Source organism: Pseudomonas sp. GW822-FHT06B12 (assembly GCF_058799675.1).
The window spans coordinates 110,543-133,117 of sequence record NZ_JBXALR010000006.1 but is presented as its reverse complement, the minus strand read 5'-3'; the positions used below and the strand labels follow the sequence as shown (position 1 = coordinate 133,117).

Genomic DNA, 22,575 nt, shown 5'->3' with positions numbered 1-22,575 from the left:
TTCTACCTCAGCTTCAGGGTGGCAAGGCCGACCAGTACGAGAATCACGGTGATGATCCAGAAACGGACGATCACGCGTGGCTCGGGCCAGCCCTTGAGTTCAAAGTGGTGGTGAATCGGTGCCATGCGGAATACGCGGCGACCGGTCAGTTTGAAAGAGGCAACCTGAATGACCACCGACAGGGTTTCCATCACGAACACACCGCCCATGATGAACAGAACGATTTCCTGACGAACGATCACCGCGATGGTGCCCAGGGCCGCGCCCAGCGCCAGTGCGCCGACGTCACCCATGAAGACTTGAGCCGGGTACGTGTTGAACCAGAGGAAACCCAGGCCGGCACCGATCAGCGCGCCGCAGAACACGATCAACTCACCGGCGCCCGGTACGTAAGGGATCAACAGGTATTCGGCGAATTTCACGTTACCCGACAGGTAGCAGAAGATCCCCAGCGCGCCGCCAACCATCACGGTTGGCATGATCGCCAGGCCGTCGAGGCCGTCCGTCAGGTTGACCGCGTTGCTGGAGCCGACGATCACGAAGTAGGTCAGGACCACGAAGCCAATGCCGAGCGCGATGCTGGCATCTTTGAACATCGGCACGATCAAGGTCGTTTCAACCGCGCTTGGTGCAGTCATATAAAGAAAGATCGCCGCGCCTAGACCGAACACCGACTGCCAGAAGTATTTCCAGCGGCTCGGCAAGCCACGGGAGTTCTTCTCGATCACTTTGCGGTAATCGTCGACCCAGCCCACCGCACCGAACAGCAGGGTGACCAGCAACACGACCCAGACATAGCGGTTGTGCAGGTCAGCCCAAAGCAAGGTACTGACGCCGATGGCGGTCAGAATCAGTGCGCCACCCATGGTCGGAGTGCCCGACTTGGACAAGTGCGATTGCGGGCCATCATTACGGACCGACTGGCCGATCTGGCGGTTCTGCAAGGTGCGGATCATCCAAGGACCCAGGCACAGCGACAAAGACAGGGCGGTCAGTACACCGAGAATCCCGCGCAGGGTCAGGTACTGAAAGACCGCGAAGCCTTTGTAGAACTGTTGCAGATACTCCGCTAACAACAGCAGCATTAATGTTTCTCCCCGCTCGAACCGCACAAAGCCGCAACGACGTTTTCCATCGCAGCGCTGCGCGAGCCCTTGATCAAAATAGTGGTGTTTGTATCGTGTTCGGCGCCCAGCGCCGCGATCAGATCAGCCTGATTGGCAAAGTGACGAGCCTGCTCACCGAAGGCTGCGACGGCATGCGCCATCATCGGGCCAACGGCGTAAAGCGCGGAAACCTTGCCACTGGCATACGCGCCAACGTCACGGTGCCCCTGCTCCGCCCACTCGCCCAACTCGCCAATATCTCCGAGCACCAGAACGGTGCGGCCGGAAAAGCCGGCGAGTATATCAACGGCGGCGCACATCGAGGTGGGGTTCGCGTTGTAAGAGTCATCAATTACGCGCATGCCATTGGTCGCCAGTTGTGCGACGGCACGGCCCTTGACCGGTTGCACCGCATTCAGCCCCGTGGCGATACCGAACAACGACACGCCCAAGGCATGGGCAGCCGCCGCGGCGGCCAAAGCATTGGCAACGTTGTGGTTGCCGAGCAGGTTCAACTGAACATGCTCGACACCCTGCGGGCTGTGCAGCTTGAAGGACGGGCAACCGCGCGCATCACGGTCCAGATCGCTGGCGTGGAAATCGGCACGGCTATCGTTCAGGGCAAAGCTCAGCACCTGGCGACCGGCGGCACGTTTTTTCCAGATATCAAAAGCCTTGTCGTCGAGATTCAAAACGGCGACGCCATCGGCGTCCAGCCCTTCGAGAATCTCGCCCTTGGCTTCAACGATTTTTTCCGGCCCGCCGAATTCACCGACGTGGGCGGTCCCGGCATTGTTGATCACGGCCACATGCGGTTTGGTCATGCCGACGGTGTAGGCAATCTCGCCGATCCGCGAAGCACCGAGTTCGATGACTGCGGCTGTATGTTCCGCGGCCAGTTCGAGCAAGGTCAGCGGAACGCCGAGGTCATTGTTCAGGTTGCCACGGGTCGCCAGCACCGGCCCGCGCGTGCGCAGAATGCTCGCGAGCATTTCCTTGACCGTGGTTTTGCCGCTGGAGCCGGTGATCGCCGCGACCGGGTTCGAATACGCCGCACGGTTCAGCGCGCCGAGTTCGCCCAAGGCCTGACGGGTGTCCTTGACCAATAACTGCGGCAATGTGCTGTTCGTTACTTCGCGCTCGACCAGGGCTGCGACCGCACCTTTGGCAGCAACGTCGTTCAGGTAGTCATGACCATCGAAACGTGGTCCGGTCAGGGCGACAAACAACTGGCCCGGCTTGATTGCCCGGCTGTCGATGCTGACACCATCGAAACTGCAATCGGCAGCCAGCACACGACCAGCCAATGGACCGGCCACTTCGCTCAACTTCAAGGCTTTAAGCATGGGCCACCTCCCACGCGGTCAAGGCACGATCGGCCTCCACCAGATCGGAGAAGTCATGGCGTTCGCCGTTGATTTCCTGATAGTCCTCGTGACCTTTACCGGCCAGAACAATCACGTCATCCGCGCTGGCGCTGGCGATCAACTGGGCTATCGCCTGACCACGGCCGGCGACGAAACGGACGTTATCCACAGCCGTAAACCCGGCGCGGATATCGTCGAAAATCTGTGCAGGGTCTTCGCTGCGCGGGTTGTCATCGGTGACCAGCACACCATCCGCCAGACGCTCGACCACTTCGGCCATCAGCGGACGCTTGCCGCGATCGCGATCACCGCCGCAACCGAACAGGCAGAGCAATTTGCCCTTGGCGTGCGGACGCAGAGCCATCAAGACTTTCTCCAGCGCATCCGGGGTGTGGGCGTAATCGACCACCACCAGCGGCTGAGTGCCGCCGCCCAGGCGCTGCATGCGACCGGCCGGGCCTTCGAGTTTTGGCAGCACACGGAGGATTTCATCCAGCGCGTAATCCAGACCGAGCAAGGCACCGACAGCGGCCAGCACGTTGCTCAGGTTGAAACGACCGAGCAAGGCACTGCGCAAATGGTGTTCGCCCTGCGGCGTCACCAACGTAGCGCGCACGCCTTCGTCGTCGAACTGCGCTTCACGGCAATACAGATAAGCGCTGGCGTCTTCGAGGCTGTAGGTGATCAGGCGCGACTCACGTTTTTCAGCGGCCAGTTGCCGACCGAATTCGTCGTCGAGATTGATCACCCGGCACTTCAGATCGTTCCATTCGAACAGCTTGGCCTTGGCCTCGCCGTAGGCTTGCATCGTCCCGTGATAATCCAGGTGATCGCGCGACAGGTTGGTCATCACCGCCACATCGAACGCCAGTGCGGTGACGCGCCCCTGGTCCAGACCGTGGGAGGACACTTCCATGGCCACGGCTTTGGCGCCGGCATTTTTCAGGTCGGCCAGGGTCGCCTGTACGGCAATCGGGTTCGGGGTGGTGTGCAGGCCACTTTCCAGTGCACCGTAGAAACCGGTGCCCAAGGTGCCAACGATGCCGCAGTGCTGGCCCAGCAGATCCAGCGCCTGCGCGACCAGTTGGGTCACGCTGGTTTTACCGTTGGTACCGGTCACGCCAATCAGGTTCAGGTTGCGGCTCGGGTCGCCATAAAAACGCCCGGCAATGTCCGACAGCTGCGCAGCCAGGCCCTTGACCGGAATCAGCGGTACTTCGGTAATCGGCAGAACGGTCGCGCCTTCAACTTCATAAGCGACAGCCGCGGCACCGCGCTGCAAGGCGTCGGCAATGTGTGCACGACCATCGAACTTGCCACCGGGGACGGCCAGGAACAGGTCGCCTGCACGGACATTACGGCTGTCCAGGGTCAGTTCGCGAATCAACAGATCACGGCCAGCGTGGGCGAAAATCTTGTTCAGGCTAAGAGACATCAGCCGCGCCCTCCATTGGTTTTAACAGGGATGACCGGGGCAGCGTTGGCTTGCTGAGTGGTCGGCAGGTTGTCCGGCGTAACGTTCATCAGACGCAGGGTTCCGGACATCACTTTGCTGAACACCGGCGCCGAAACCAGACCACCGAAGTAACCGGCCTTGCTCGGTTCATCGATGACCACAACGATCGCGTAGCGCGGGTCGCTCATGGGACCAAAACCTGCGAACAGCGAGCGGTAGGAGTTCTCGGCGTAGCCTTTGGTGCCCACCGATGTCTTACGTGCAGTACCGGACTTGCCAGCGACGTGATAGGCCGGCACTTGCGCGCGGAATACACCGCGCGGTGCTTCGATCACTTGCTGCAACATGCCCTGCATGGTTTTCGCCACGGTTTCCGGAATCACCTGAGTGGTTTGCGGGGCCTTGTCGGTCTTGATCAGGGTCAGCGGTGCGATACGACCGTTGTTGGCCAGCGCGGAGAAGGCGTGGACCAGTTGAATCGCGGTCACCGAGATACCGTAGCCGTACGACAGCGTGGCCGTCTCGGCTTTGCGCCATTCGCGATAATTCGGCAGGTTGCCGACACGCTCGCCCGGGAAGCCCAGGCCGGTGTCCTGGCCGAGACCGACTTTCTGCGCCAGGCGGAAAATGGTTTCGCCGCCGATATCGAAGGCGACCTTACTCATGCCGACGTTACTGGAGTTGATCAGAATGCCGGTCAGGTCGAGCACCGGCCCTTCGGTCTTGGATACGTCCTTGATGGTGTACTTGCCAATCTGCAAGGAGCCCGGGTACACCTCGACGGTGTCGCTCGGTTTCCAGCGCCCGGTTTCCAGCGCGGCGCTCATGGAGATCGCTTTCATGGTCGAACCCGGTTCGAACACGTCGATCATCGCGCGGTTACGCATCATCGCCGGTTGCAGGTAGCGACGGTTGTTCGGGTTGTAGGTCGGCTGGTTGACCATGGCGAGGATCTCGCCGGTCTTGACGTCCATGATCACCAGGCTGCCAGCCTTGGCGCCGTTCTCAATGATCGCGTTGCGCAGCTCGCGGTTGGCCAAGTATTGCAGACGCAGGTCAATCGACAACGCCAAGGGCTTGCCGGCCTTGGCGTTTTTGGTCACTTGAACGTCTTTGATCAGTCTGCCGCGCCGGTCCTTGATGACCTGACGTTTGCCGGCGACACCGGCCAGCCATTCGTCGTAAGCCAGCTCCACGCCTTCACGCCCGTGGTCATCGATGTCGGTAAAGCCGACCATGTGCGCAGTGACTTCACCGGCCGGGTAGAAACGCCGGAATTCTTCGATGCCGTAAACGCCCGGCACTTTCAGATCAAGCACGACCTGGCCCTGCTCGGGGGTCAGCCCGCGCACCAGATAGATGAATTCTTTATTGGCCTGGGCTTCGAGACGTTCGGTCAGGGCTTTAGGGTCTTGACCCAGCGCAGCCGCCAGTGCTGGCCACTTTTCCTTGGCCAGTTGCATTTCCTTGGCGTTGGCCCACAGGGTGGTGACCGGGGTACTCACGGCCAACGGCTCGCCGTTGCGGTCGGTGATCAAACCACGGTGAGCCGGAATCGGGATGTGTCGAACACTGCGCGCGTCGCCCTGACCGATCAGGAAGTCACGGTCGATCACTTGCAGGTCGATAATGCGCCAGGCGATGGCTGCCACCATGACACCCAGCAAGCCGAGCACCACGCGAAACCGCCACGGAAAGAGTGCCCCTTCGAGTTTCATCATGGCGCCACCATTCGTACTTCGGCAGCGCCGGGAATGCGCATCTTCAGCTGTTCGGTGGCCAATACTTCGATGCGGCTGTGGGCGGTCCAGGTGCTCTGTTCGAGAATCAACCGGCCCCACTCTGCCTGCGCCTTGTCGCGCACACTCAACTCGTTGTACAGCGAGTTCAGCAGCTGACGGTTCCAGTGAGCGCTATAGGAAACGCCGATCGCCGAGACCAATACGGCGAGAAATAGCAGCAGCATGAAAAAGCTTCCGCCTGGAAGTGGCTTGGCGAAGAGCTTGCTCACCGAAGTTTCTCCGCCACACGCATGACAGCGCTACGGGAACGAGGGTTGGCTTTGAGCTCGGCTTCGGAGGCCGTCTGCGTTTTGCCATGGACTTTGATTTTCGGCTCGAAGGCGACGTGCCGCACCGGCAGGTTGCGCGGCAGGTTATCGGCTTCACCCTTGACCAGTTTGCGCATGAACAGTTTGACGATACGGTCTTCCAGCGAGTGGAAGCTGATCACCACCAGACGGCCACCGATCTCCAGCGCTTCAAGCGCTGCTTCAAGACCGGCTTCAAGATCGCCCAGCTCGTTGTTGACGTGAATTCGCAGGCCCTGGAACGCGCGGGTCGCCGGGTTCTTGCCCTTTTCCCAGGCAGGGTTGGCGACTTTCAGGACTTCAGCCAGATCGCCAGTACGCTCGAAGGGCTTGATGTCGCGGCGCTCGGCCACGGCACGGGCCATACGACCGGAGAAACGCTCTTCGCCGTATTCCTTGAACACGCGGGCAATTTCTTCGACGGGTGCGGTGTTGACGAACTCTGCGGCACTGATCCCGCGAGACGGGTCCATGCGCATATCCAACGGACCATCATTGAGAAAACTGAAGCCACGCTCCGGGTCGTCGAGCTGTGGCGAAGACACGCCCAGGTCGAGCAGAACGCCGCTGACCTTGCCGGCCAGACCGCGCTCGGCAACTTCCGAACCGAGCTCGGCAAAGCTGCGCTGCACAACGACAAAGCGGCCGTCTTCGGCCGCTAGCGTTTGCCCGGTGGCAATCGCCTGAGGATCTTTGTCGAACCCCAGCAACCGACCATCGGGACCGAGCTGACTGAGAATCAGACGGCTATGCCCGCCGCGCCCGAACGTGCCATCCAGATAGCAGCCATCAGGGCGTACGGCGAGAGCCTCGACGGCTTCGTCAAGCAGTACGGTGATGTGGTTAAAGCCGCTATCAATAGTCACAGGATCAAATCACGCAGTTCATCAGGCATGGCGCCCGGTTGTTGAATAGCAGCCAGGTCAGCAGCAGAAACTGCATCCCAGGCATCCTCGTCCCACAATTGGAACTTGTTCAGTTGGCCTACCAACATCGCGCGCTTATCCAGCTTGGCGTACTCGCGCAGACGCGGTGGAACCAGAAAACGACCACTGCTATCGAGCTCGAGGTCGACGGCATTACCAATCAGCAAACGTTGCAAACGGCGGTTCTCTTCGCGAAGCGAAGGCAGTGCGCGCAGTTTGGTTTCAATCAACTCCCACTCATCGAGTGGGTAAACACACAAACAAGGATCAACGGCATCAATTGTGACAATTAATTGCCCGGAACTTCGCGAAACGAGCTCGTCACGATACCGGCTCGGCATGGCGAGACGGCCTTTTGCATCGAGACTGATAGCGTTAGCTCCGCGAAACACGTCAGCGTTTCTCCAAATTTTAGCGTTTTACGCTCAAAAAACCCACTTCATGCCACTTTCCGCCACTTGCGCACACTATAGGAATGCGCCCACCACACCGTCAAGGCGCGGATTGAAGGAAAACCCTTACAGATCGGAGATTTAGCGCTGTAAAAGAAGGGGTTACGAGTATTTGGCGGATGATTCGGCTCAATAACTTGAAGCAGCACTGAAGGCTACGTTCAGAAGTTAAAGTGATTTGTTAAGAGTAAGATTTTTTCGGTATTACAAATGCGCTTCTGCTATTGATTCAAGCAGGGAGGGTAATCGCTACTGTATCGGAGCCTCTGCAGGGGGTCAGCAGATGGCCAATCAGTATTACCACGTCCTTCCGCCAAAGATTCAAGCCGAAGGAACAAAAAGGTGGAGAGTCGATCTATAAGCCGGGTTCTGTCTTGAACAGTCATTCGTCTACGATGGCCATCACTGGACATCTTTAGCAACCTACCCGGTCCCAGCGCGGGCCACGCCTTGGGACCCTATTTGGTCTTGCTCCAAGTGGGGTTTACCTAGCCACGAACTGTTGCCAGTCGTGCGGTGCGCTCTTACCGCACCTTTTCACCCTTACCGGCACCGAAGTGCTTAGGCGGTTATTTTCTGTGGCACTTTCCGTAGGCTCACGCCTCCCAGGCATTACCTGGCACTTCGCCCTATGGAGCCCGGACTTTCCTCCCCCCCCTAATTTTCATAGAGGGCAGCGACTGTCCAATCGACTCTCCGCCGCAAAGGTTAACGGCAGAGAGCCCGAAGAACAAGCGATAAAAGCCTTTTGCCGCCCTGCAACCCGCGTTCTTACTCGCCTTTCTGTTTATCCAGGGCGACTTGATAGAGAACATTCTTGCGTTCACCGGTAATTTGCGCCGCCAGAGCCGCGGCACGCTTGAGTGGCATTTCCTCGAGCAACAGATCGAGAATACGCATCGCCTCGCTGCTCACCGCCTCTTCACTCTCCGGCGCCGACCAGCCCGCCACCAACACCACGCACTCGCCGCGCTGCTGATTGCTATCGTTTTCAACGAATGCCCGCAACTCGGCCAACGGCAGTCCCTTGAGGGTTTCGAAGGTTTTGGTCAGCTCACGAGCGAGCAAGGCCGGACGCTCTGCACCGAACACCAGCTCCATATCCTGCAAGCATTCAAGAATCCGGTGCGGCGCTTCGTAAAAAATCAGTGTGCGCGGCTCTTCTTTTATGGCCTCCAGACGCGCACGTCGCCCCACGGCCTTGGCCGGCAAAAAGCCTTCGAAGATGAACCGGTCAGATGGCAACCCCGCCGCAGACAACGCCGCAATCAGCGCGCAAGCACCGGGAACCGGTACTACATTGATACCTGCCGCCCGCGCCTGACGCACCAGGTGATAACCCGGATCGGAGATCAGCGGCGTACCCGCGTCGGAGATCAGCGCGACATTGTCACCGGCCAGCAAGCGCGTGATGAAGCGACTGCCCTCATCGCGCTCGTTGTGCTCATGACACGCCGCCAGCGGTGTGGCGATCCCGAAATGTTGCATCAACCGCAAGGAGTGACGAGTGTCTTCAGCAGCGATCAACGCCACGTCACGCAAGATTTTCAGTGCCCGCGCACTGATGTCGTCCAGGTTGCCGATGGGCGTCGCCACCACATAAAGCGAGCCAGCAGCGGAATTCAAAGCACCTGGAGCAGTCAAAGCGCACACCTCATGATCGGTAAAACCGGCATTGTAGCGCGTAGAAGCGCTTTAAATGCGCACCGAGACCATCTTGCGCTGCAGCCTTTTCTTGAGCTCCGTAACATTTACACGACCTAAATTGAAGGTTTAACGCCAGTAACATCGCGCCCCGGCCAGCGCTTGGGTACAATTCCACGCTAATTTGATCGAGTATCAGGAACATTACATGATCGCTTGCCTGCGGCTGTTCTCTGCCCTCTGCCTCGCTGCCCTGTTGGCGGCTTGCGCCAGCTCGCCCTCCTCCAGCCTTGGCGAACTTCCACGGACTGCGGATGCCAGTATCGAGCAACTGCTCGAACAGGCTGCCACCAGCAAAACTCCGGAAAAGGCCGCCCTGTTGCGCCTGAGCGCGGCAGACCTGGCCTACCGCCAGGGCAACGCCGGCCAGTCTGCACAAATCCTTCAACAGGTCCCGATGGACCAACTGAAGCCCGGCCAACAGGTTTTTGCCAGCACCCTGGCCGCCGAACTGGCGATGACTCGCAACCAGCCCAAGGCGGCGCTGACCGCCCTGAGCCATCCGAGCCTGCAACGCCTGGGTGAAATGCCGGTCGAGCAGCAAGTGCGCACCGGCACCGTGCATGCCCGTGCCCTTGAAGCTGACGGCCAGACCCTGGCCGCCGCCCGCGAGCGCATCTTCATCGCCCCAATGCTTAGCGGTGATGCGGCCAGCAAGAACCATGAGGCCATCTGGGCACTCATTGCCTCCTTGCCAACCGATCAACTGCAACCCATCACCACCGACGACCTCGGCGGCTGGATGAGCCTGGCCGTGGCGGTGAAAAACGCCGCTACGCTGGAACAGCAACAGGCCGCCATCGACAACTGGCGCGCCCAGCACCCTAAACACCCTGCCGCCATTGTGCTGCCACTGCCGCTGACCAAACTCAAGGAACTGGCGAGCCAACCGGTCAGCAAGATCGGCCTGCTGCTGCCGCAAGACGGCCCGCTGGCTTCGGTCGCCAAAGCCCTGCGCGAAGGTTTCATGGCCGCGCACTATCAGGCCCAACAAGCCGGACAGAAGCCGCCCGCCATCGAGTTCTATGACAGCTCGCACCTGACCTCGCTGGATGACTTCTATCGCAAGGCACAAGCCGACGGCGTGCAACTGGTTATCGGCCCGCTGGAAAAACCGCTGGTCAAACAACTCGCCGCTCGCCCGCAACTGCCGATCACCACCCTGGCGCTGAACTACAGCGAAGGCGAACAAGGTCCGGCCCAACTGTTCCAGTTCGGTCTGGCGGCCGAGGACGAAGCCCGCGAAGTTTCCCGTCGCGCACGCGCCGACGGCCTGCATCGCGCTGCTGCCCTGGTGCCGAAAGGCGAATGGGGCGATCGCGTACTCAAAGCCTTCCGTCAGGATTGGGAAGCCAACGGCGGCACCGTCGTGGGTATTGAACGTGTTGATCAGCCGGTGGCCCTGGCCCAGCAAATTGCCGACCTGTTCCAGCTGCGCCAGAGCGAAGGTCGCGCCAAGAGCCTGCAAAGCACCGTAGGCTCGCAAGTGGCTGCACAGCCTTCGCGCCGTCAGGATATCGAGTTCATTTTCCTCGCCTCGACACCGCAACAGGCTCAACAGATCAAGCCAACGCTGAACTTCCAATACGCAGGTGACGTACCGGTTTACGCCACGTCCCACGTGTTCAGTGCCAGCGGCGACCAGAACCAGTACAACGACATGAACGGCGTTCGCTTCTGCGAAACCCCATGGTTGCTGGACGCCAACGACCCACTGCGCAGACAAGTAACCGCCCAATGGCCACAAGCCGCGGGCAGCCTGGGCCGCCTCTATGCGATGGGTGTCGACGCCTACCGCCTGGCTCCGCGCCTGGGCCAACTCAAGGCTCTGCCAGACAGCACCATCGAAGGTCAGTCGGGCACCCTGAGCATGACGTCGTCGCAACGCGTTCAACGTCAGCTGCCATGGGCACAGTTCGTCAACGGCCAGGTTCAACGCCTGCCTGACACACCACGCTGATGCCCGACAGATCACGCCAACAAAGCGGTCGAGATGCTGAAAGCCAGGCGCTCAAGCATCTCCAGCAACACGGTCTGCGCCTCTTGGCGCAGAACTGGTTGTGTAAACGCGGCGAGCTTGATCTGGTCATGCTTGACGGCGATACAGTAGTATTCGTCGAAGTCCGCTACAGACAAAACACCCAATGGGGTGGCGCGCTCGGCAGCATCGATGCGCGCAAGCGTCAGAAACTGATACTCGCCGCGCAGTATTTTCTGCAGCGCGAGTCGCGCTGGGCCAACTCCCCCTGCCGTTTCGATGTGGTTGCCATAGACGGCAGCGCGGCTCATTTGAACTGGCTAAGGAACGCCTTTGACAGCTGACTGCTCAAAGGCAAGGCCGATCTTCACTCAACACTTTTGCTCTTTGCTTTGCGGGCCGCACATTGCTGTGCCACCAAGCCGCGCTACTTAAGGTCACACAGATGGACATGCAATCCCGAATTCGCCAGCTTTTTCAGGCCAGTATCGATACCAAGCAACAGGCGATGGACGTACTTGCACCGCACATCGAGCAAGCCAGCCAAGTGATGGTCAACGCCCTGCTCAACGAAGGCAAAATGCTCTCGTGCGGCAACGGCGGTTCAGCCGGTGACGCGCAACACTTCTCCTCCGAGCTGCTCAACCGCTTCGAGCGCGAGCGCCCGAGCCTGCCGGCCATTGCGCTGACGACCGACAGCTCGACGATCACCTCGATTGCCAACGACTACAGTTACAACGAAATCTTCTCCAAACAGATCCGCGCGCTCGGCCAACCCGGCGACGTACTGCTGGCGATTTCCACCAGCGGCAACTCGGCAAACATTATTCAAGCGATCCAGGCCGCACATGATCGTGAAATGATTGTCGTAGCATTGACTGGACGCGATGGCGGCGGCATGGCTTCGCTGTTATTGCCCGAAGACGTTGAAATTCGCGTACCGGCCAATGTCACTGCACGTATTCAGGAAGTCCACCTGCTGGCGATCCATTGTCTTTGCGACTTGATCGACAGCCAATTGTTCGGGAGTGAAGAATGACCCTTAATCGCCTTGGCCTTCTGGCCTTGACTCTAAGCCTGGGCATCAGCGGCTGCACCTCGGTACTCACCGCGACCCGCGACGCCCCCATTGAAGACGATCGCGGCACTCGCACCTTCGGCAGCAAGATCGACGACTCCCTGATCGAAACCAAGGTCGGCGTGAACGTGGCCAAGGCCAGCCCGGACCTGGATAAAGGCTCGCGCATCATCGTCACCAGCTTCAACGGTGTGGTGCTGCTCGCCGGGCAAACACCACGCCCCGACCTCAAGGAACTGGCCGGGCAAGCCGCTGCTGCGGTTCAGCGGGTCAAGACCGTACACAACGAACTGCAAGTGATGCAACCTTCGTCGATACTGGCCCGCAACAACGATGCCTGGCTGACCACCAAGATCAAAACCCAGATGATCGCCGACGCCAGCATCCCGGGCTCGCGCATCAAGGTCGTGACCGAGAACGGTATCGTCTACTTGCTGGGTCTTTTGACCAAACAGGAAGCTGACCAGGCCACCAATCTGGTGCAAGGCGTTTCCGGCGTACAGAAGATTGTGAAACTGTTCGAGTACATCGACTGATCTACAGTCTGTAGGAGCTGTACGGTCTGTACGGTCTGTACGGTCTGTAGGAGCTGCCGAAGGCTGCGATCTTTTGATTTTAAAAGACAAAGTCAAAAGATCGCAGCCTTCGGCAGCTCCTACGTAATAAAAAAGGCGATCCATTCGGATCGCCTTTTTTATTACTTCACTACCTTCAAACTCGGCCGGCCGCTGGGACGCGGTGGCTCACTGTCAGGTGGCGGAAGATCATCATCCGGCTCAACCTCTTCCTCGTCTTCTATAGGCGATTCCAGATCGAACACCATGCCCTGACCGTTCTCCCGGGCGTAAATACCCAGGATCGCAGCGATAGGCACGTACAGCGTGTGCGGCACGCCACCGAAGCGCCCTTCAAAACTGACCGCATCGTTGTCCATGTGCAGATGACGCACCGCCGCAGGCGATACGTTCAGGACAATCTGTCCGTCACTGGCAAAGCCTTGCGGCACCTGCACCGACGGATACTCGGAATTGACCAGCATGTGCGGGGTGCAATCGTTGTCCACAATCCACTCATAGAGCGCGCGGACCAAATAAGGTCGACTGGAGTTCATAGCGGCTCCTTAAGCCTTAGCGCATATCGCGTTCGACACCAGACAGACTCGCCTGGAAAGCCTCACGCGCAAACTGACGCTCCATGTAATCAAGCAGCGGCTTGGCAGGCCGCGGCAGTTCAATACCCAGAATCGGTAAACGCCAGAGTATTGGCAGTAGGCAACAATCCACCAGACTTTGTTCCTCACTTAAGAAAAACGGCTTGTCGGCGAACAGCGGCGAAACGCCCGTCAGGCTTTCACGCAATTCCTTGCGAGCCTGCACGCGTGCCGGCTCCTTGGTCCGCGAATCCAGAATCAGATCCACCAGAACACACCAGTCACGCTGAATACGGTGAATCAGCAGACGGCTGTTGGCACGCGCCACCGGATAAACCGGCAGCAAAGGTGGATGCGGGTAACGCTCATCCAGATATTCCATCACCACGGTCGACTCCCACAACGCCAGGTCACGATCGACCAGGGTGGGCAAGCTGCCGTAAGGGTTCACTTCGATCAGTTTTGGCGGATGACGGCCCGCCTCCACACTGATGATCTCGGCGCTGACACCCTTCTCTGCCAGTACGATGCGCACTCGGTGGGAATAGTGGTCGGCGGGGTCGGAGTAACAGGCCAACCGATTGGTCACGCCCATGGCGGTCCTCCTCGCTTGTTGAAATTATCGGGAGCGGAAAAACGAGCGCGCCCAGAGGGCGCCTCCCGTAACGCCTGGATAACCAGACTCGTTACACGTTCAGAGACACCCTTGGGCGCGCGCGATTAACAGCAATTGCTTAAAGCTTTATCAATGCACGTCTTTCCAGTATTCACGCTTGAGCAAGTAAGCGAATACGAAGAAGAACGCCAGGTACAGCAACACATAGGTACCGATGCGCTGATGCTGCAGCTTCACCGGGTTGGCCGAATAGGCCAGGAAGGTCACCAGATTCTTGACCTTCTCATTGAATTGCTCTTCGTTCAGAGCACCGGTTTTCGGCACGATAGTCAACTGATCGCACGCTTCATGAGTCAGCGGCGTGCCGGTCAGCGGATCATACTGCTTCTTGCCGTCTTCGACGATTTGAACTTGTTTGCAGCCTACCACCTGGCGACCCTGCAGGCCGACCAGAACGTTAGGCATACCGACGTTCGGGAACACCTTGTTGTTCACACCCCAAGGGCGCGAAGGATCTTCATAGAAAGACCGCAGGTAGCCGTAGAGCCAGTCAGTACCACGAACGCGAGCGACCAGCGTCAGGTCGGGCGGCGCAGCGCCGAACCAGGACTTGGCGTCTGCCGGCTGCATGCCGATGCTCATGTGGTCACCGATCTTGGCGCCAGTGAACACCAGGTTCTTCAGCATCAGATCATGAGGAATCCCCAGATCGTCGGCAACGCGCTCATAGCGCTGGAACTTGGCACTGTGGCAACCCATGCAGTAGTTGGCGAACGTACGCGCGCCATCTTGCATTGCCGCTTTATCGGAGACGTCGATATCGACTTTTTCCAGCTCTGGACCACCGTGCTCGGCCGCGAAGGACAAGACAGGCAAAGCAGCAAGAATCAGTACAGCAAATAGCTTTTTCATCAGCCAGTCACCCTTTCCGGAACCGGTTTGGTCTTCTCGAGCCTGGTGTAGAACGGCATCAGAATGAAGTAGGCGAAGTACAGGAAGGTACACACCTGCGACAGCAACGTACGTTCCGGGGTAGGCGCCATGACACCCAGCCAGCCAAGAATCACGAAGGAAATGCAGAACACCCAGAGCCAGATTTTGCTCAGCCAGCCCTTGTAGCGCATCGACTTGACCGGGCTACGGTCGAGCCAGGGCAGGACGAACAGCATGGCAATCGAAGCACCCATGGCAACCACGCCCAGGAGCTTGTCCGGAATCGCCCGCAGAATCGCGTAGAACGGGGTGAAGTACCAGACCGGGGCAATGTGTTCAGGGGTCTTGAAGGCGTTCGCCACTTCAAAGTTCGGCTTCTCGAGGAAGTAACCGCCCATTTCCGGGAAGAAGAACACGATCGAGCAGAAGATGAACAGGAACACCACCACGCCGACGATATCTTTCACGGTGTAGTACGGGTGGAAGGCAATGCCGTCCAGCGGTACGCCGTTTTCGTCTTTGTGTTTCTTGATGTCCACGCCGTCCGGGTTGTTCGAACCGACTTCGTGCAGCGCCAGAACGTGCAGCACCACCAGGCCGAGAATGACGATCGGCAAGGCCACGACGTGCAAGGCGAAGAAGCGGTTCAGGGTGATGCCCGAAATCAGGTAGTCACCACGGATCCACTGGGTCAGGTCGTTACCGATGACCGGGATCGCACCGAACAGCGAGATGATCACCTGGGCGCCCCAGTAGGACATCTGGCCCCACGGCAGCAGGTAACCCATGAAGGCTTCAGCCATCAGCGCCAGGTAGATCAGCATGCCGAACACCCACACCAGCTCACGCGGCTTCTGGTACGAACCGTAGAGCAAGCCACGGAACATATGCAGGTAGACCACGATGAAGAACGCCGAAGCGCCGGTGGAGTGCAGCAGACGCAGGATCGAGCCGTACTCGACGTCGCGCATGATGTATTCGACGGAGGCAAACGCCTCTTCCGCCGACGGGGTGTAGCTCATGGTCAGCCAGACGCCGGTTACGATCTGGTTAACCAGAACCAACAGCGCGAGGGAGCCAAAGAAATAGAAGAAGTTGAAGTTCTTCGGGGCGTAGTACTTGCTGAGATGGTCTTCCCACATTTTAGTGGCGGGAAAGCGCGCATCAACCCAATCCATGAACTTGCTCATCACGCTTTCTCCGTATCGACGCCGATGACAATAATGTCGTTCGACTCATAGGAATGCGGGGGAACTGGCAGATTTAAAGGCGCGGGTTGCGACTTGAAGACGCGGCCAGCCAGATCGTAGTGGGAACCGTGGCAAGGGCAGAAATAACCACCCACCCATTTCGGACCAAGATCGGCCGGGGCCACTTCTGGACGGAAGGTCGGCGAGCAACCCAAGTGCGTGCAAATACCGATCAGCAACAGAACTTCCGGCTTGATCGAACGCGTCTTGGGATCTACGTAAGCCGGTTGTACCGAATTCTTGGAGTCTGGATCAGAGAGGTCACCCTCGATCTTTGTGAGATTCCCCAATATCTCCTGGGTACGGCGGACGATGAATACCGGCTGACCGCGCCACTCAGCAATCATTTGCTGACCTGGTTCGATTTTGCTGACATTCACTTTCACCGGTGCACCTGCGGCTTTCGCCTTGGCACTGGGAAACCATGACCCCACGAACGGGACCGCAGCCCCCACCGCTCCTGCAGCACCCACCACGGATGTGGCTGCTACCAAGAAGCGACGCCGGCCTGCATTCACGCCGTCATTGCTCATTCAGTCCTCTCCCATCAGCTTTGTGGCCTGTTAAATCAGGCATCTACTAAGTAAAAATCTGAACTTATAAAAATTTTGCAGAATGGTAATGAAAAGCCCCAGTTCTGACAAGGTAATTACCACCCGAGGTCAGCGCCAAGCCTTGTAGTATAGGGGCTCTACAGATGTGGCAAGTTGTCACATCATAAATCTTCAAACAAAAAAAACGCCCAGCTCCGCGAGGAGACTGGGCGCTTTGAACGCGAAAGCGAATTAACGCTTCGAGTACTGCGGACGCTTACGCGCTTTACGCAGACCAACTTTCTTACGTTCAACTTCACGTGCATCGCGAGTAACGAAGCCCGCTTTGCGCAGAGCACCGCGCAGAGTTTCGTCGTACTGCATCAGAGCGCGAGTGATACCGTGGCGGATTGCGCCAGCTTGACCACTTACACCACCACCGATCACGGTGACGTAGATGTCGAACTTCTCGACAGTCTCAGTCAATTCCAACGGCTGACGAACTACCATGCGGGCAGTTTCGCGACCGAAGAAATTATCCAGGGAGCGGTTGTTGATGGAGATGTTACCAGTACCCGGACGCAGGAAAACGCGTGCGGTTGCGGTCTTGCGACGGCCAGTGCCGTAATTTTGAGTCGCCGACATAATGAACTATTCCGTTAAAACTTCAGTTCTTGGGGCTGCTGAGCAGTATGAGGGTGTGCAGCGCCCGCATAGACTTTCAGCTTACGATACATGTCGCGACCCAGCGGGTTCTTAGGCAGCATGCCTTTGACCGCGGTCTCGATCACGCGCTCAGGGGCTTTAGCGATCAGCTTTTCGAAGTTGATCGACTTGATGCCGCCCGGGAAACCGGAGTGGGAGTAGTAGATTTTGTCGGTGGTTTTAGCACCGGTTACACGAATCTGCTCGGCATTGATAACGACGATGTAGTCGCCGGTGTCAACGTGAGGAGTGTACTCAGGCTTGTGCTTGCCACGCAGACGGCTCGCGATCTCGGTGGCCAGACGACCCAGGGTCTGACCAGCAGCGTCGACGACAAACCAGTCGCGCTTTACTGTTTCCGGTTTAGCAGTAAAAGTTTTCATTCTTTATAGCCTCAGGGGCCGCCCTGTAAATTTAGACGGCGGATCTTACTGAATAGTGCGTACTTTGACAAGTCAAAGGCAGCCGGGTACAGACGCTATCGGGGGCTCGGGTCGGCGCGTCCGTTCAACGGCAAGATTCTTCGGCAGGCGGCGCATCACTTCCACTGCAGAAAGAGGTGCGCAATTATGCAGATTGCGAAAAAAAATTCAACCTGCTTTTATGATTGTTTTCCGCCAAGGACTACCCGATGGACTATCGACAGCTGGGCCGTACCGATCTGAACGTGAGTGCAATCTGCCTCGGGACCATGACCTGGGGCGAGCAAAACAGCGAGGCAGAGGCCTTCGCACAGATTGAACGGGCCAAGAGCGCCGGGATCAATTTCATCGACACCGCCGAGATGTACCCGGTGCCGCCCAAGGCTGAAACCTACGCCACCACCGAGCGCTACATCGGTAACTGGTTCAAGAGCCGTGGCGATCGTGCCGACTGGATTCTGGCGAGCAAGATCGCCGGCCCCGGCAACACCATCGACTACATTCGCGATAAAAACCTGCGACACAACCGCCAGCACATCACGCAAGCCGTCGATGCCAGCCTCAAGCGCTTGCAGACCGACTATATCGACCTCTATCAGCTGCACTGGCCGGAACGCAGCACCAACTTCTTCGGTCAGCTGGGCTACAAACACAAGATCGAAGCCAACCTGACCCCACTCGAGGACACCCTCGAAGCGCTGGACGAGCAGGTCAAGGCCGGCAAGATCCGCCACATCGGCCTGTCCAATGAAACGCCGTGGGGCACCATGCGCTTTCTCGCGCTGGCCGAAGCCCGTGGCTGGCCGCGTGCGGTGTCGATCCAGAACCCCTACAACCTGCTCAACCGCAGCTTTGAAATCGGCCTGTCGGAAATCGCCATCCGCGAACAATGCGGGCTGCTCGCCTATTCGCCGCTGGCGTTCGGTTTTCTCTCAGGCAAATACGAAGGCGGGGCTCGCCCGGCAAAAGGTCGCTTGAGCCTTTACAGCCGCTTCAGCCGCTATTTCAACCCGCAGTCGGAAGCCGCGTGCAGCCGTTACGTGGCACTGGCCCGTGAACACGGCCTGGACCCGGCACAAATGGCCCTGGCGTTCGTGACCCAACAGTCGTTCGTCACCAGCAACATCATTGGCGCGACCACGCTGGAACAGCTGGACAGCAACATCGCCAGTTTCGATCTGAAACTGTCGGATGAAGTGCTGGCGGGGATCGAGGCGATTCACAAGGATCACCCGAACCCGGCACCTTGATCGATCTTTAGAAACAATCGTCGGAACGCCGCCCGGAGCAAGCTCGCTCCCACACTGGATCTATGCTTGACCACATATTTGTGATCGACATAACCCCCTGTGGGAGCGAGCTTGCTCGCGATGGCGGCCGCCCGGTCAGCTCACGATCAAAGCGAACGCGCGATGATCTCTTTCATAATTTCATTGGTCCCGGCATAAATCCGCTGCACCCGCGCATCCGCCCAGGCCCGGGCGATCGGGTATTCCCACATGAAGCCGTAACCGCCATGCAACTGTACGCACTCGTCGAGCACCTTGCATTGCAGGTCGGTGCCCCAGTATTTGGCCATCGCCGCCGTCGGCACATCGAGCTTGCCTTGCAGGTGCAGCTCCAGGCAGCGGTCAACGAAGACCCGACCAATCTGAATCTCCGTGGCCATCTCCGCCAGTTTGAAGCGGGTGTTCTGAAAGTCCGCAATCGCCTTGCCGAACGCCTTGCGCTCGCGGGTGTAATCCAGGGTCCACTGCAACGCCGCCTCGGCTGAGGCCAGACCGCCGATGGCGACCGTCAGACGCTCCTGCGGCAATTCCTGCATCAGATAGGCGAACCCCATTCCGGCCTGCCCCAAGAGGTTTTCCTTGGGCACACGGACGTCCTGGAAGAACAGCTCCGAGGTGTCCTGCGCCTTCATGCCGACCTTCTCCAGGCGCTTGCCCTTTTCAAAGCCCGGGGTGTTCGCTTCCACCAGAAACAGACTGGTGCCCTTGGCCCCGGCCTTGGGATCGGTCTTGGCCACGACAATCACCAGGTCCGCGAGAAAGCCGTTGGTAATGAAGGTTTTCGAGCCGTTGATCACGTACTCGTCGCCGTCCAGCACCGCAGTGGTTTTCACTCCTTGCAGGTCGGAGCCAGCGCCTGGCTCGGTCATGGCAATCGCGGTGACCATCTCGCCCGAGACCAGCTTCGGCAGGTATTTATGCTTCAGCGCTTCGCTGCCGTAATGCAGGATGTACGGCGCCACGATGTCCGAATGCAGGGAAAAACCGATACCGGTCAAACCCAGTCGACCGACCTCCTCAATCACCACAGCGCTGTAGAGGAAGTCCGCATCGAACCCGCCGTACTCTTCCGGCAGATGGGAGCAGAGCATCCCCGCCTCCCCCGCCTTGTTCCACAGCTTGCGGTCGATGTAGCCCTGTTTTTCCCACTGCGCATGAAACGGCACGGCCTCTTTTTCGAGGAAGGTTCGTACGCTGTCGCGAAACAGTTCGTGCTCGGAACTGAACAAGGTTCTGGGGATCATCGGGGCACCTGTGGTGATTGTGGGTCGCAAATGAATCCCAGAGCCTAAGCCTCCAGTAGATAACAGGACACTGGACACATCAGACAAAAAATAAGACGATCCAGCCGCTTGGTGACCACTTTCCCCTATAAGAATAAATTGAATATGTCTATCCAACTCTCCACGCCCTTGCGGCGCGTCAGCATCCTGGCTATCGACCGGGTTTTTGCTTCCACCCTCATGCAAGCCAAGGATTTCTTCCATCTGGCCAGCCTGCGCTACGGCAAACAACTGGGCCACGGCCTGACCCCGGCGTTCGAAACCCGCCTGGTCAGCCCCGACGGCAAACCGGTCAACAGCTTCAGCGATGTGATCATGCCGGTAGACGGCGGCCTGGAAAACGCCGACATCATCATCCTTCCGGCGTTCTGGGACGATTTCGAGACGCTCTGCAAACGTTATCCACAGGTGCTGCCGTGGCTGCGCGAGCAACACGCCCGCGGCGCGGTACTCTGCGGCGAAGCCACCGGGGTGTTCTGGCTCGCCGAGGCGGGCCTGCTCGATGGCAAGGAGGCGACCACCTACTGGCGCTTCTTCAACGCCTTCGAAGAGCGCTTCCCTAACGTTCAGCTCAATCAGGACAAGCACCTGACCGACGCCGATAACCTGTACTGCGCCGGCGGCACCACCTCGGCCTGTGACCTCTACATTTACCTGATCGAGCGCTTCTGCGGGGCCAACGTCGCCCAAGCCGTGGCCCGCGACATTCTGTATGAAGTGCAGCGCAGCTATTCACCCGGGCGCATCGGTTTCGGCGGGCAGAAGCTGCACCAGGACGTGATCATCCTGCAGATCCAGCACTGGCTTGAAGAGCATTTTGCCGACAAGTTCCGCTTCGAAGACGTCGCCCGCGAGCACGGCATGAGCATCCGCAACTTCATGCGCCGCTTCCAGACCGCCACTGGCGACAAACCGCTGCACTACCTGCAACGGCTGCGCATCGAAACCGCCAAGGGCTTGCTGTCCGCCAGCCGTAAAAGCATCAAGACCATCAGCTACGAAGTCGGCTACGACGACGCGAGCTTCTTCGCCCGGCTGTTCCGCCAACACACAGAGCTGTCGCCAAACCAGTATCGGCAGCAGTTTCAGCAGGCGGCTTAATCTGACGGTTAAACACAAACCAACTGTGGGAGCGAGCCTGCTCGCGATGACGGCTGCACATCCAGCATTGATGTGACTGACAGACCGCCATCGCGAGCAAGCTCGCTCCCACAGGGGCTCTTCGGCGCACAAAAAAAGGGTCTGCATTGCAGGCCCTTTTTCAACGTATTCGTGTTCGATTTCAACAACCCCGCCCTCCCCATCAATACCGTCCGAATTGCTGCCGGTACTCCAGCGGAGTCAACGCTGTCAGCTCCTTGAACATGCGCCGCAGGTTGGAGTCACTGCTGAAACCCAGCTCAGCGCTGATCGTATTGACCGTTGCGGACGTGAGGATCAGACGTTCGCTGACCTGATTCAGTTTGATACAGCGAGCATAGGTCGCTACGGCAATGCCGGTTTCACTGCTCACCTTACGAGACAAGGTGCGCTCGGACATTCCGAGCTGCTCTGCCAACCGCTGCACGGTTATCTGTTCGGCCGGTAACTGCTCAACCAGCGCATGCAGCTGGCGCAGCAGTTTGCTCGACTGCTCAATCAAACTCATGGCCGCAAAGGCGCTATGCGCCTGGGCCGGACGCGCAAGCACCATCAGCTTGGTGAGATCGCGAAACACCTCCGGGCTGACATACCGCTCGATCAAGGCTTGAGCAATGGGCAAGTAACCATTCACGCCGGACGCGGTAGCCGTTCGCTCGTTAATGATGCTGTGACGTTCGCTTTGCCACTTCACGGTCTTATGCCGCTGCGCCATAACGTCTGCCAGCCACCACGTCACCGTCGCCGGCTGACCGTTCAGCTTCCCACTCGCCGCCAGCAAACAGACTCCCGTGCAATAACTCCACAACTGCTGTTTCTTCGAGCGTACCGACAATGCCGCTACCAAAGGGCCATTGGCGGCCAGCGTCTCGTCGACCTGTCGAGCTGACTCTGCCCAGAAACCGGGGATCAACAGCGCGTCAAAATCAGCCTCCGCCAGCGCGCTCTCCACTTGTAACGACAGGCCTTGAGCGCATTCGACGGTACCGGCCTGCAAGGCCACGAAGCGCGTTTCAAAGAACACACGCGAGGCGCGACGATTGGCGGCGTGCAACAAATCGGCAAAAGCCAACAAGCCCGCTGGCATGCAACGAGGGA

The 22,575-nt window shown here is 58.7% G+C and carries 23 protein-coding genes and 1 other RNA gene; 6 read left to right on the top strand and 18 right to left on the bottom strand.

Annotation, left to right across the window (positions count from 1 at the left end; genetic code table 11):
* Positions 1 to 2: 2 nt before the first annotated feature.
* The 9 genes from mraY to rsmI form a co-directional block, all read right to left on the bottom strand.
* Positions 3 to 1,085, bottom strand: a complete 1,083-nt coding sequence (gene mraY, locus AC1RKH_RS15270; RefSeq protein ID WP_054595712.1) for a phospho-N-acetylmuramoyl-pentapeptide-transferase — start codon at positions 1,083 to 1,085, stop codon at positions 3 to 5.
* Positions 1,085 to 2,452: a UDP-N-acetylmuramoyl-tripeptide--D-alanyl-D-alanine ligase gene (locus tag AC1RKH_RS15265; RefSeq protein ID WP_493062900.1), complete on the bottom strand. Its 1,368-nt coding sequence runs from the start codon at positions 2,450 to 2,452 to the stop codon at positions 1,085 to 1,087. Before AC1RKH_RS15265 ends, mraY begins: the two co-directional genes overlap by 1 nt.
* Positions 2,445 to 3,908 (bottom strand): UDP-N-acetylmuramoyl-L-alanyl-D-glutamate--2,6-diaminopimelate ligase, encoded by a 1,464-nt coding sequence (locus tag AC1RKH_RS15260; RefSeq protein WP_493062899.1) that lies wholly within the window; start codon positions 3,906 to 3,908, stop codon positions 2,445 to 2,447. Before AC1RKH_RS15260 ends, AC1RKH_RS15265 begins: the two co-directional genes overlap by 8 nt.
* Positions 3,908 to 5,647 carry a peptidoglycan D,D-transpeptidase FtsI family protein gene (locus AC1RKH_RS15255; RefSeq protein ID WP_493063022.1) on the bottom strand — a complete coding sequence of 580 codons (1,740 nt, stop codon included), beginning with the start codon at positions 5,645 to 5,647 and terminating at the stop codon, positions 3,908 to 3,910. Before AC1RKH_RS15255 ends, AC1RKH_RS15260 begins: the two co-directional genes overlap by 1 nt.
* Complete coding sequence (gene ftsL / locus AC1RKH_RS15250; protein ID WP_123425024.1) at positions 5,647 to 5,940, bottom strand: cell division protein FtsL; 294 nt, start codon at positions 5,938 to 5,940, stop codon at positions 5,647 to 5,649. The genes AC1RKH_RS15255 and ftsL overlap by 1 nt, the downstream gene beginning before the upstream one ends.
* Entirely contained in the window at positions 5,937 to 6,884 is a 948-nt protein-coding gene (gene rsmH, locus AC1RKH_RS15245; protein WP_404942525.1) for a 16S rRNA (cytosine(1402)-N(4))-methyltransferase RsmH, read from the bottom strand. The genes ftsL and rsmH overlap by 4 nt, the downstream gene beginning before the upstream one ends.
* Positions 6,881 to 7,336, bottom strand: coding sequence for a division/cell wall cluster transcriptional repressor MraZ (mraZ, locus tag AC1RKH_RS15240; protein WP_071553412.1), 456 nt, complete (start codon positions 7,334 to 7,336; stop codon positions 6,881 to 6,883). Before mraZ ends, rsmH begins: the two co-directional genes overlap by 4 nt.
* A 402-nt stretch (positions 7,337 to 7,738) precedes the next feature.
* An RNA gene (rnpB, locus tag AC1RKH_RS15235) (RNase P RNA component class A) lies at positions 7,739 to 8,092 on the bottom strand.
* Positions 8,093 to 8,167: 75 nt separating this feature from the next.
* Positions 8,168 to 9,040: a 16S rRNA (cytidine(1402)-2'-O)-methyltransferase gene (gene rsmI / locus AC1RKH_RS15230; protein ID WP_493062898.1), complete on the bottom strand. Its 873-nt coding sequence runs from the start codon at positions 9,038 to 9,040 to the stop codon at positions 8,168 to 8,170.
* Positions 9,041 to 9,248: 208 nt separating this feature from the next.
* Between rsmI and AC1RKH_RS15225 the strand changes: the two genes are divergently transcribed.
* From AC1RKH_RS15225 to AC1RKH_RS15210, 4 genes are all read left to right on the top strand, one after another.
* Positions 9,249 to 11,060 carry a penicillin-binding protein activator gene (locus AC1RKH_RS15225; RefSeq protein ID WP_123425023.1) on the top strand — a complete coding sequence of 604 codons (1,812 nt, stop codon included), beginning with the start codon at positions 9,249 to 9,251 and terminating at the stop codon, positions 11,058 to 11,060.
* Positions 11,060 to 11,422 (top strand): YraN family protein, encoded by a 363-nt coding sequence (locus tag AC1RKH_RS15220; protein WP_123425022.1) that lies wholly within the window; start codon positions 11,060 to 11,062, stop codon positions 11,420 to 11,422. Before AC1RKH_RS15225 ends, AC1RKH_RS15220 begins: the two co-directional genes overlap by 1 nt.
* 101 nt (positions 11,423 to 11,523) lie before the next feature.
* Entirely contained in the window at positions 11,524 to 12,117 is a 594-nt protein-coding gene (locus tag AC1RKH_RS15215) for a phosphoheptose isomerase (protein WP_007904374.1), read from the top strand.
* Positions 12,114 to 12,692, top strand: a complete 579-nt coding sequence (locus AC1RKH_RS15210; RefSeq protein ID WP_123425021.1) for a BON domain-containing protein — start codon at positions 12,114 to 12,116, stop codon at positions 12,690 to 12,692. Before AC1RKH_RS15215 ends, AC1RKH_RS15210 begins: the two co-directional genes overlap by 4 nt.
* Positions 12,693 to 12,853: 161 nt before the next feature.
* Here the strand turns inward: AC1RKH_RS15210 and AC1RKH_RS15205 are convergent, their stop codons facing one another.
* The 7 genes from AC1RKH_RS15205 to rplM all read right to left on the bottom strand — a co-directional run bounded on the left by AC1RKH_RS15205 (position 12,854) and on the right by rplM (position 17,726).
* Positions 12,854 to 13,267, bottom strand: a complete 414-nt coding sequence (locus AC1RKH_RS15205) for a ClpXP protease specificity-enhancing factor (RefSeq protein WP_493062897.1) — start codon at positions 13,265 to 13,267, stop codon at positions 12,854 to 12,856.
* A 16-nt stretch (positions 13,268 to 13,283) separates the two neighbouring features.
* A complete protein-coding gene (locus tag AC1RKH_RS15200; RefSeq protein ID WP_103319119.1) occupies positions 13,284 to 13,901 on the bottom strand; it encodes a glutathione S-transferase N-terminal domain-containing protein in 618 nt (205 codons plus the stop codon).
* 150 nt (positions 13,902 to 14,051) lie between these two features.
* The gene (locus AC1RKH_RS15195; protein WP_123425018.1) at positions 14,052 to 14,834 is read right to left on the bottom strand and encodes a cytochrome c1; all 783 of its coding nucleotides are present in this window, start codon (positions 14,832 to 14,834) and stop codon (positions 14,052 to 14,054) included.
* Complete coding sequence (locus tag AC1RKH_RS15190) at positions 14,834 to 16,045, bottom strand: cytochrome b (RefSeq protein ID WP_123425017.1); 1,212 nt, start codon at positions 16,043 to 16,045, stop codon at positions 14,834 to 14,836. The genes AC1RKH_RS15195 and AC1RKH_RS15190 overlap by 1 nt, the downstream gene beginning before the upstream one ends.
* Complete coding sequence (petA, locus tag AC1RKH_RS15185; RefSeq protein ID WP_123425016.1) at positions 16,045 to 16,638, bottom strand: ubiquinol-cytochrome c reductase iron-sulfur subunit; 594 nt, start codon at positions 16,636 to 16,638, stop codon at positions 16,045 to 16,047. Before petA ends, AC1RKH_RS15190 begins: the two co-directional genes overlap by 1 nt.
* A 252-nt stretch (positions 16,639 to 16,890) precedes the next feature.
* Positions 16,891 to 17,283 carry a 30S ribosomal protein S9 gene (gene rpsI, locus AC1RKH_RS15180; protein WP_002555064.1) on the bottom strand — a complete coding sequence of 131 codons (393 nt, stop codon included), beginning with the start codon at positions 17,281 to 17,283 and terminating at the stop codon, positions 16,891 to 16,893.
* Between the two features lie 14 nt (positions 17,284 to 17,297).
* A complete protein-coding gene (gene rplM, locus AC1RKH_RS15175; protein WP_019693576.1) occupies positions 17,298 to 17,726 on the bottom strand; it encodes a 50S ribosomal protein L13 in 429 nt (142 codons plus the stop codon).
* A gap of 248 nt (positions 17,727 to 17,974) precedes the next feature.
* Between rplM and AC1RKH_RS15170 the strand changes: the two genes are divergently transcribed.
* Positions 17,975 to 19,015, top strand: coding sequence for an NADP(H)-dependent aldo-keto reductase (locus AC1RKH_RS15170; RefSeq protein WP_493062896.1), 1,041 nt, complete (start codon positions 17,975 to 17,977; stop codon positions 19,013 to 19,015).
* 146 nt (positions 19,016 to 19,161) lie between these two features.
* On the opposite strand, the gene AC1RKH_RS15165 is transcribed toward AC1RKH_RS15170, so the two are convergent.
* Positions 19,162 to 20,298 (bottom strand): acyl-CoA dehydrogenase family protein, encoded by a 1,137-nt coding sequence (locus AC1RKH_RS15165; protein WP_123425014.1) that lies wholly within the window; start codon positions 20,296 to 20,298, stop codon positions 19,162 to 19,164.
* A 243-nt stretch (positions 20,299 to 20,541) separates the two neighbouring features.
* On the opposite strand from AC1RKH_RS15165, the gene AC1RKH_RS15160 reads away from it, so the two are divergent.
* Positions 20,542 to 21,438, top strand: coding sequence for a GlxA family transcriptional regulator (locus tag AC1RKH_RS15160; protein WP_185015335.1), 897 nt, complete (start codon positions 20,542 to 20,544; stop codon positions 21,436 to 21,438).
* Between the two features lie 202 nt (positions 21,439 to 21,640).
* Here the strand turns inward: AC1RKH_RS15160 and AC1RKH_RS15155 are convergent, their stop codons facing one another.
* The gene (locus tag AC1RKH_RS15155; protein WP_493062895.1) at positions 21,641 to 22,549 is read right to left on the bottom strand and encodes a GlxA family transcriptional regulator; all 909 of its coding nucleotides are present in this window, start codon (positions 22,547 to 22,549) and stop codon (positions 21,641 to 21,643) included.
* Positions 22,550 to 22,575 lie beyond the last annotated feature (26 nt).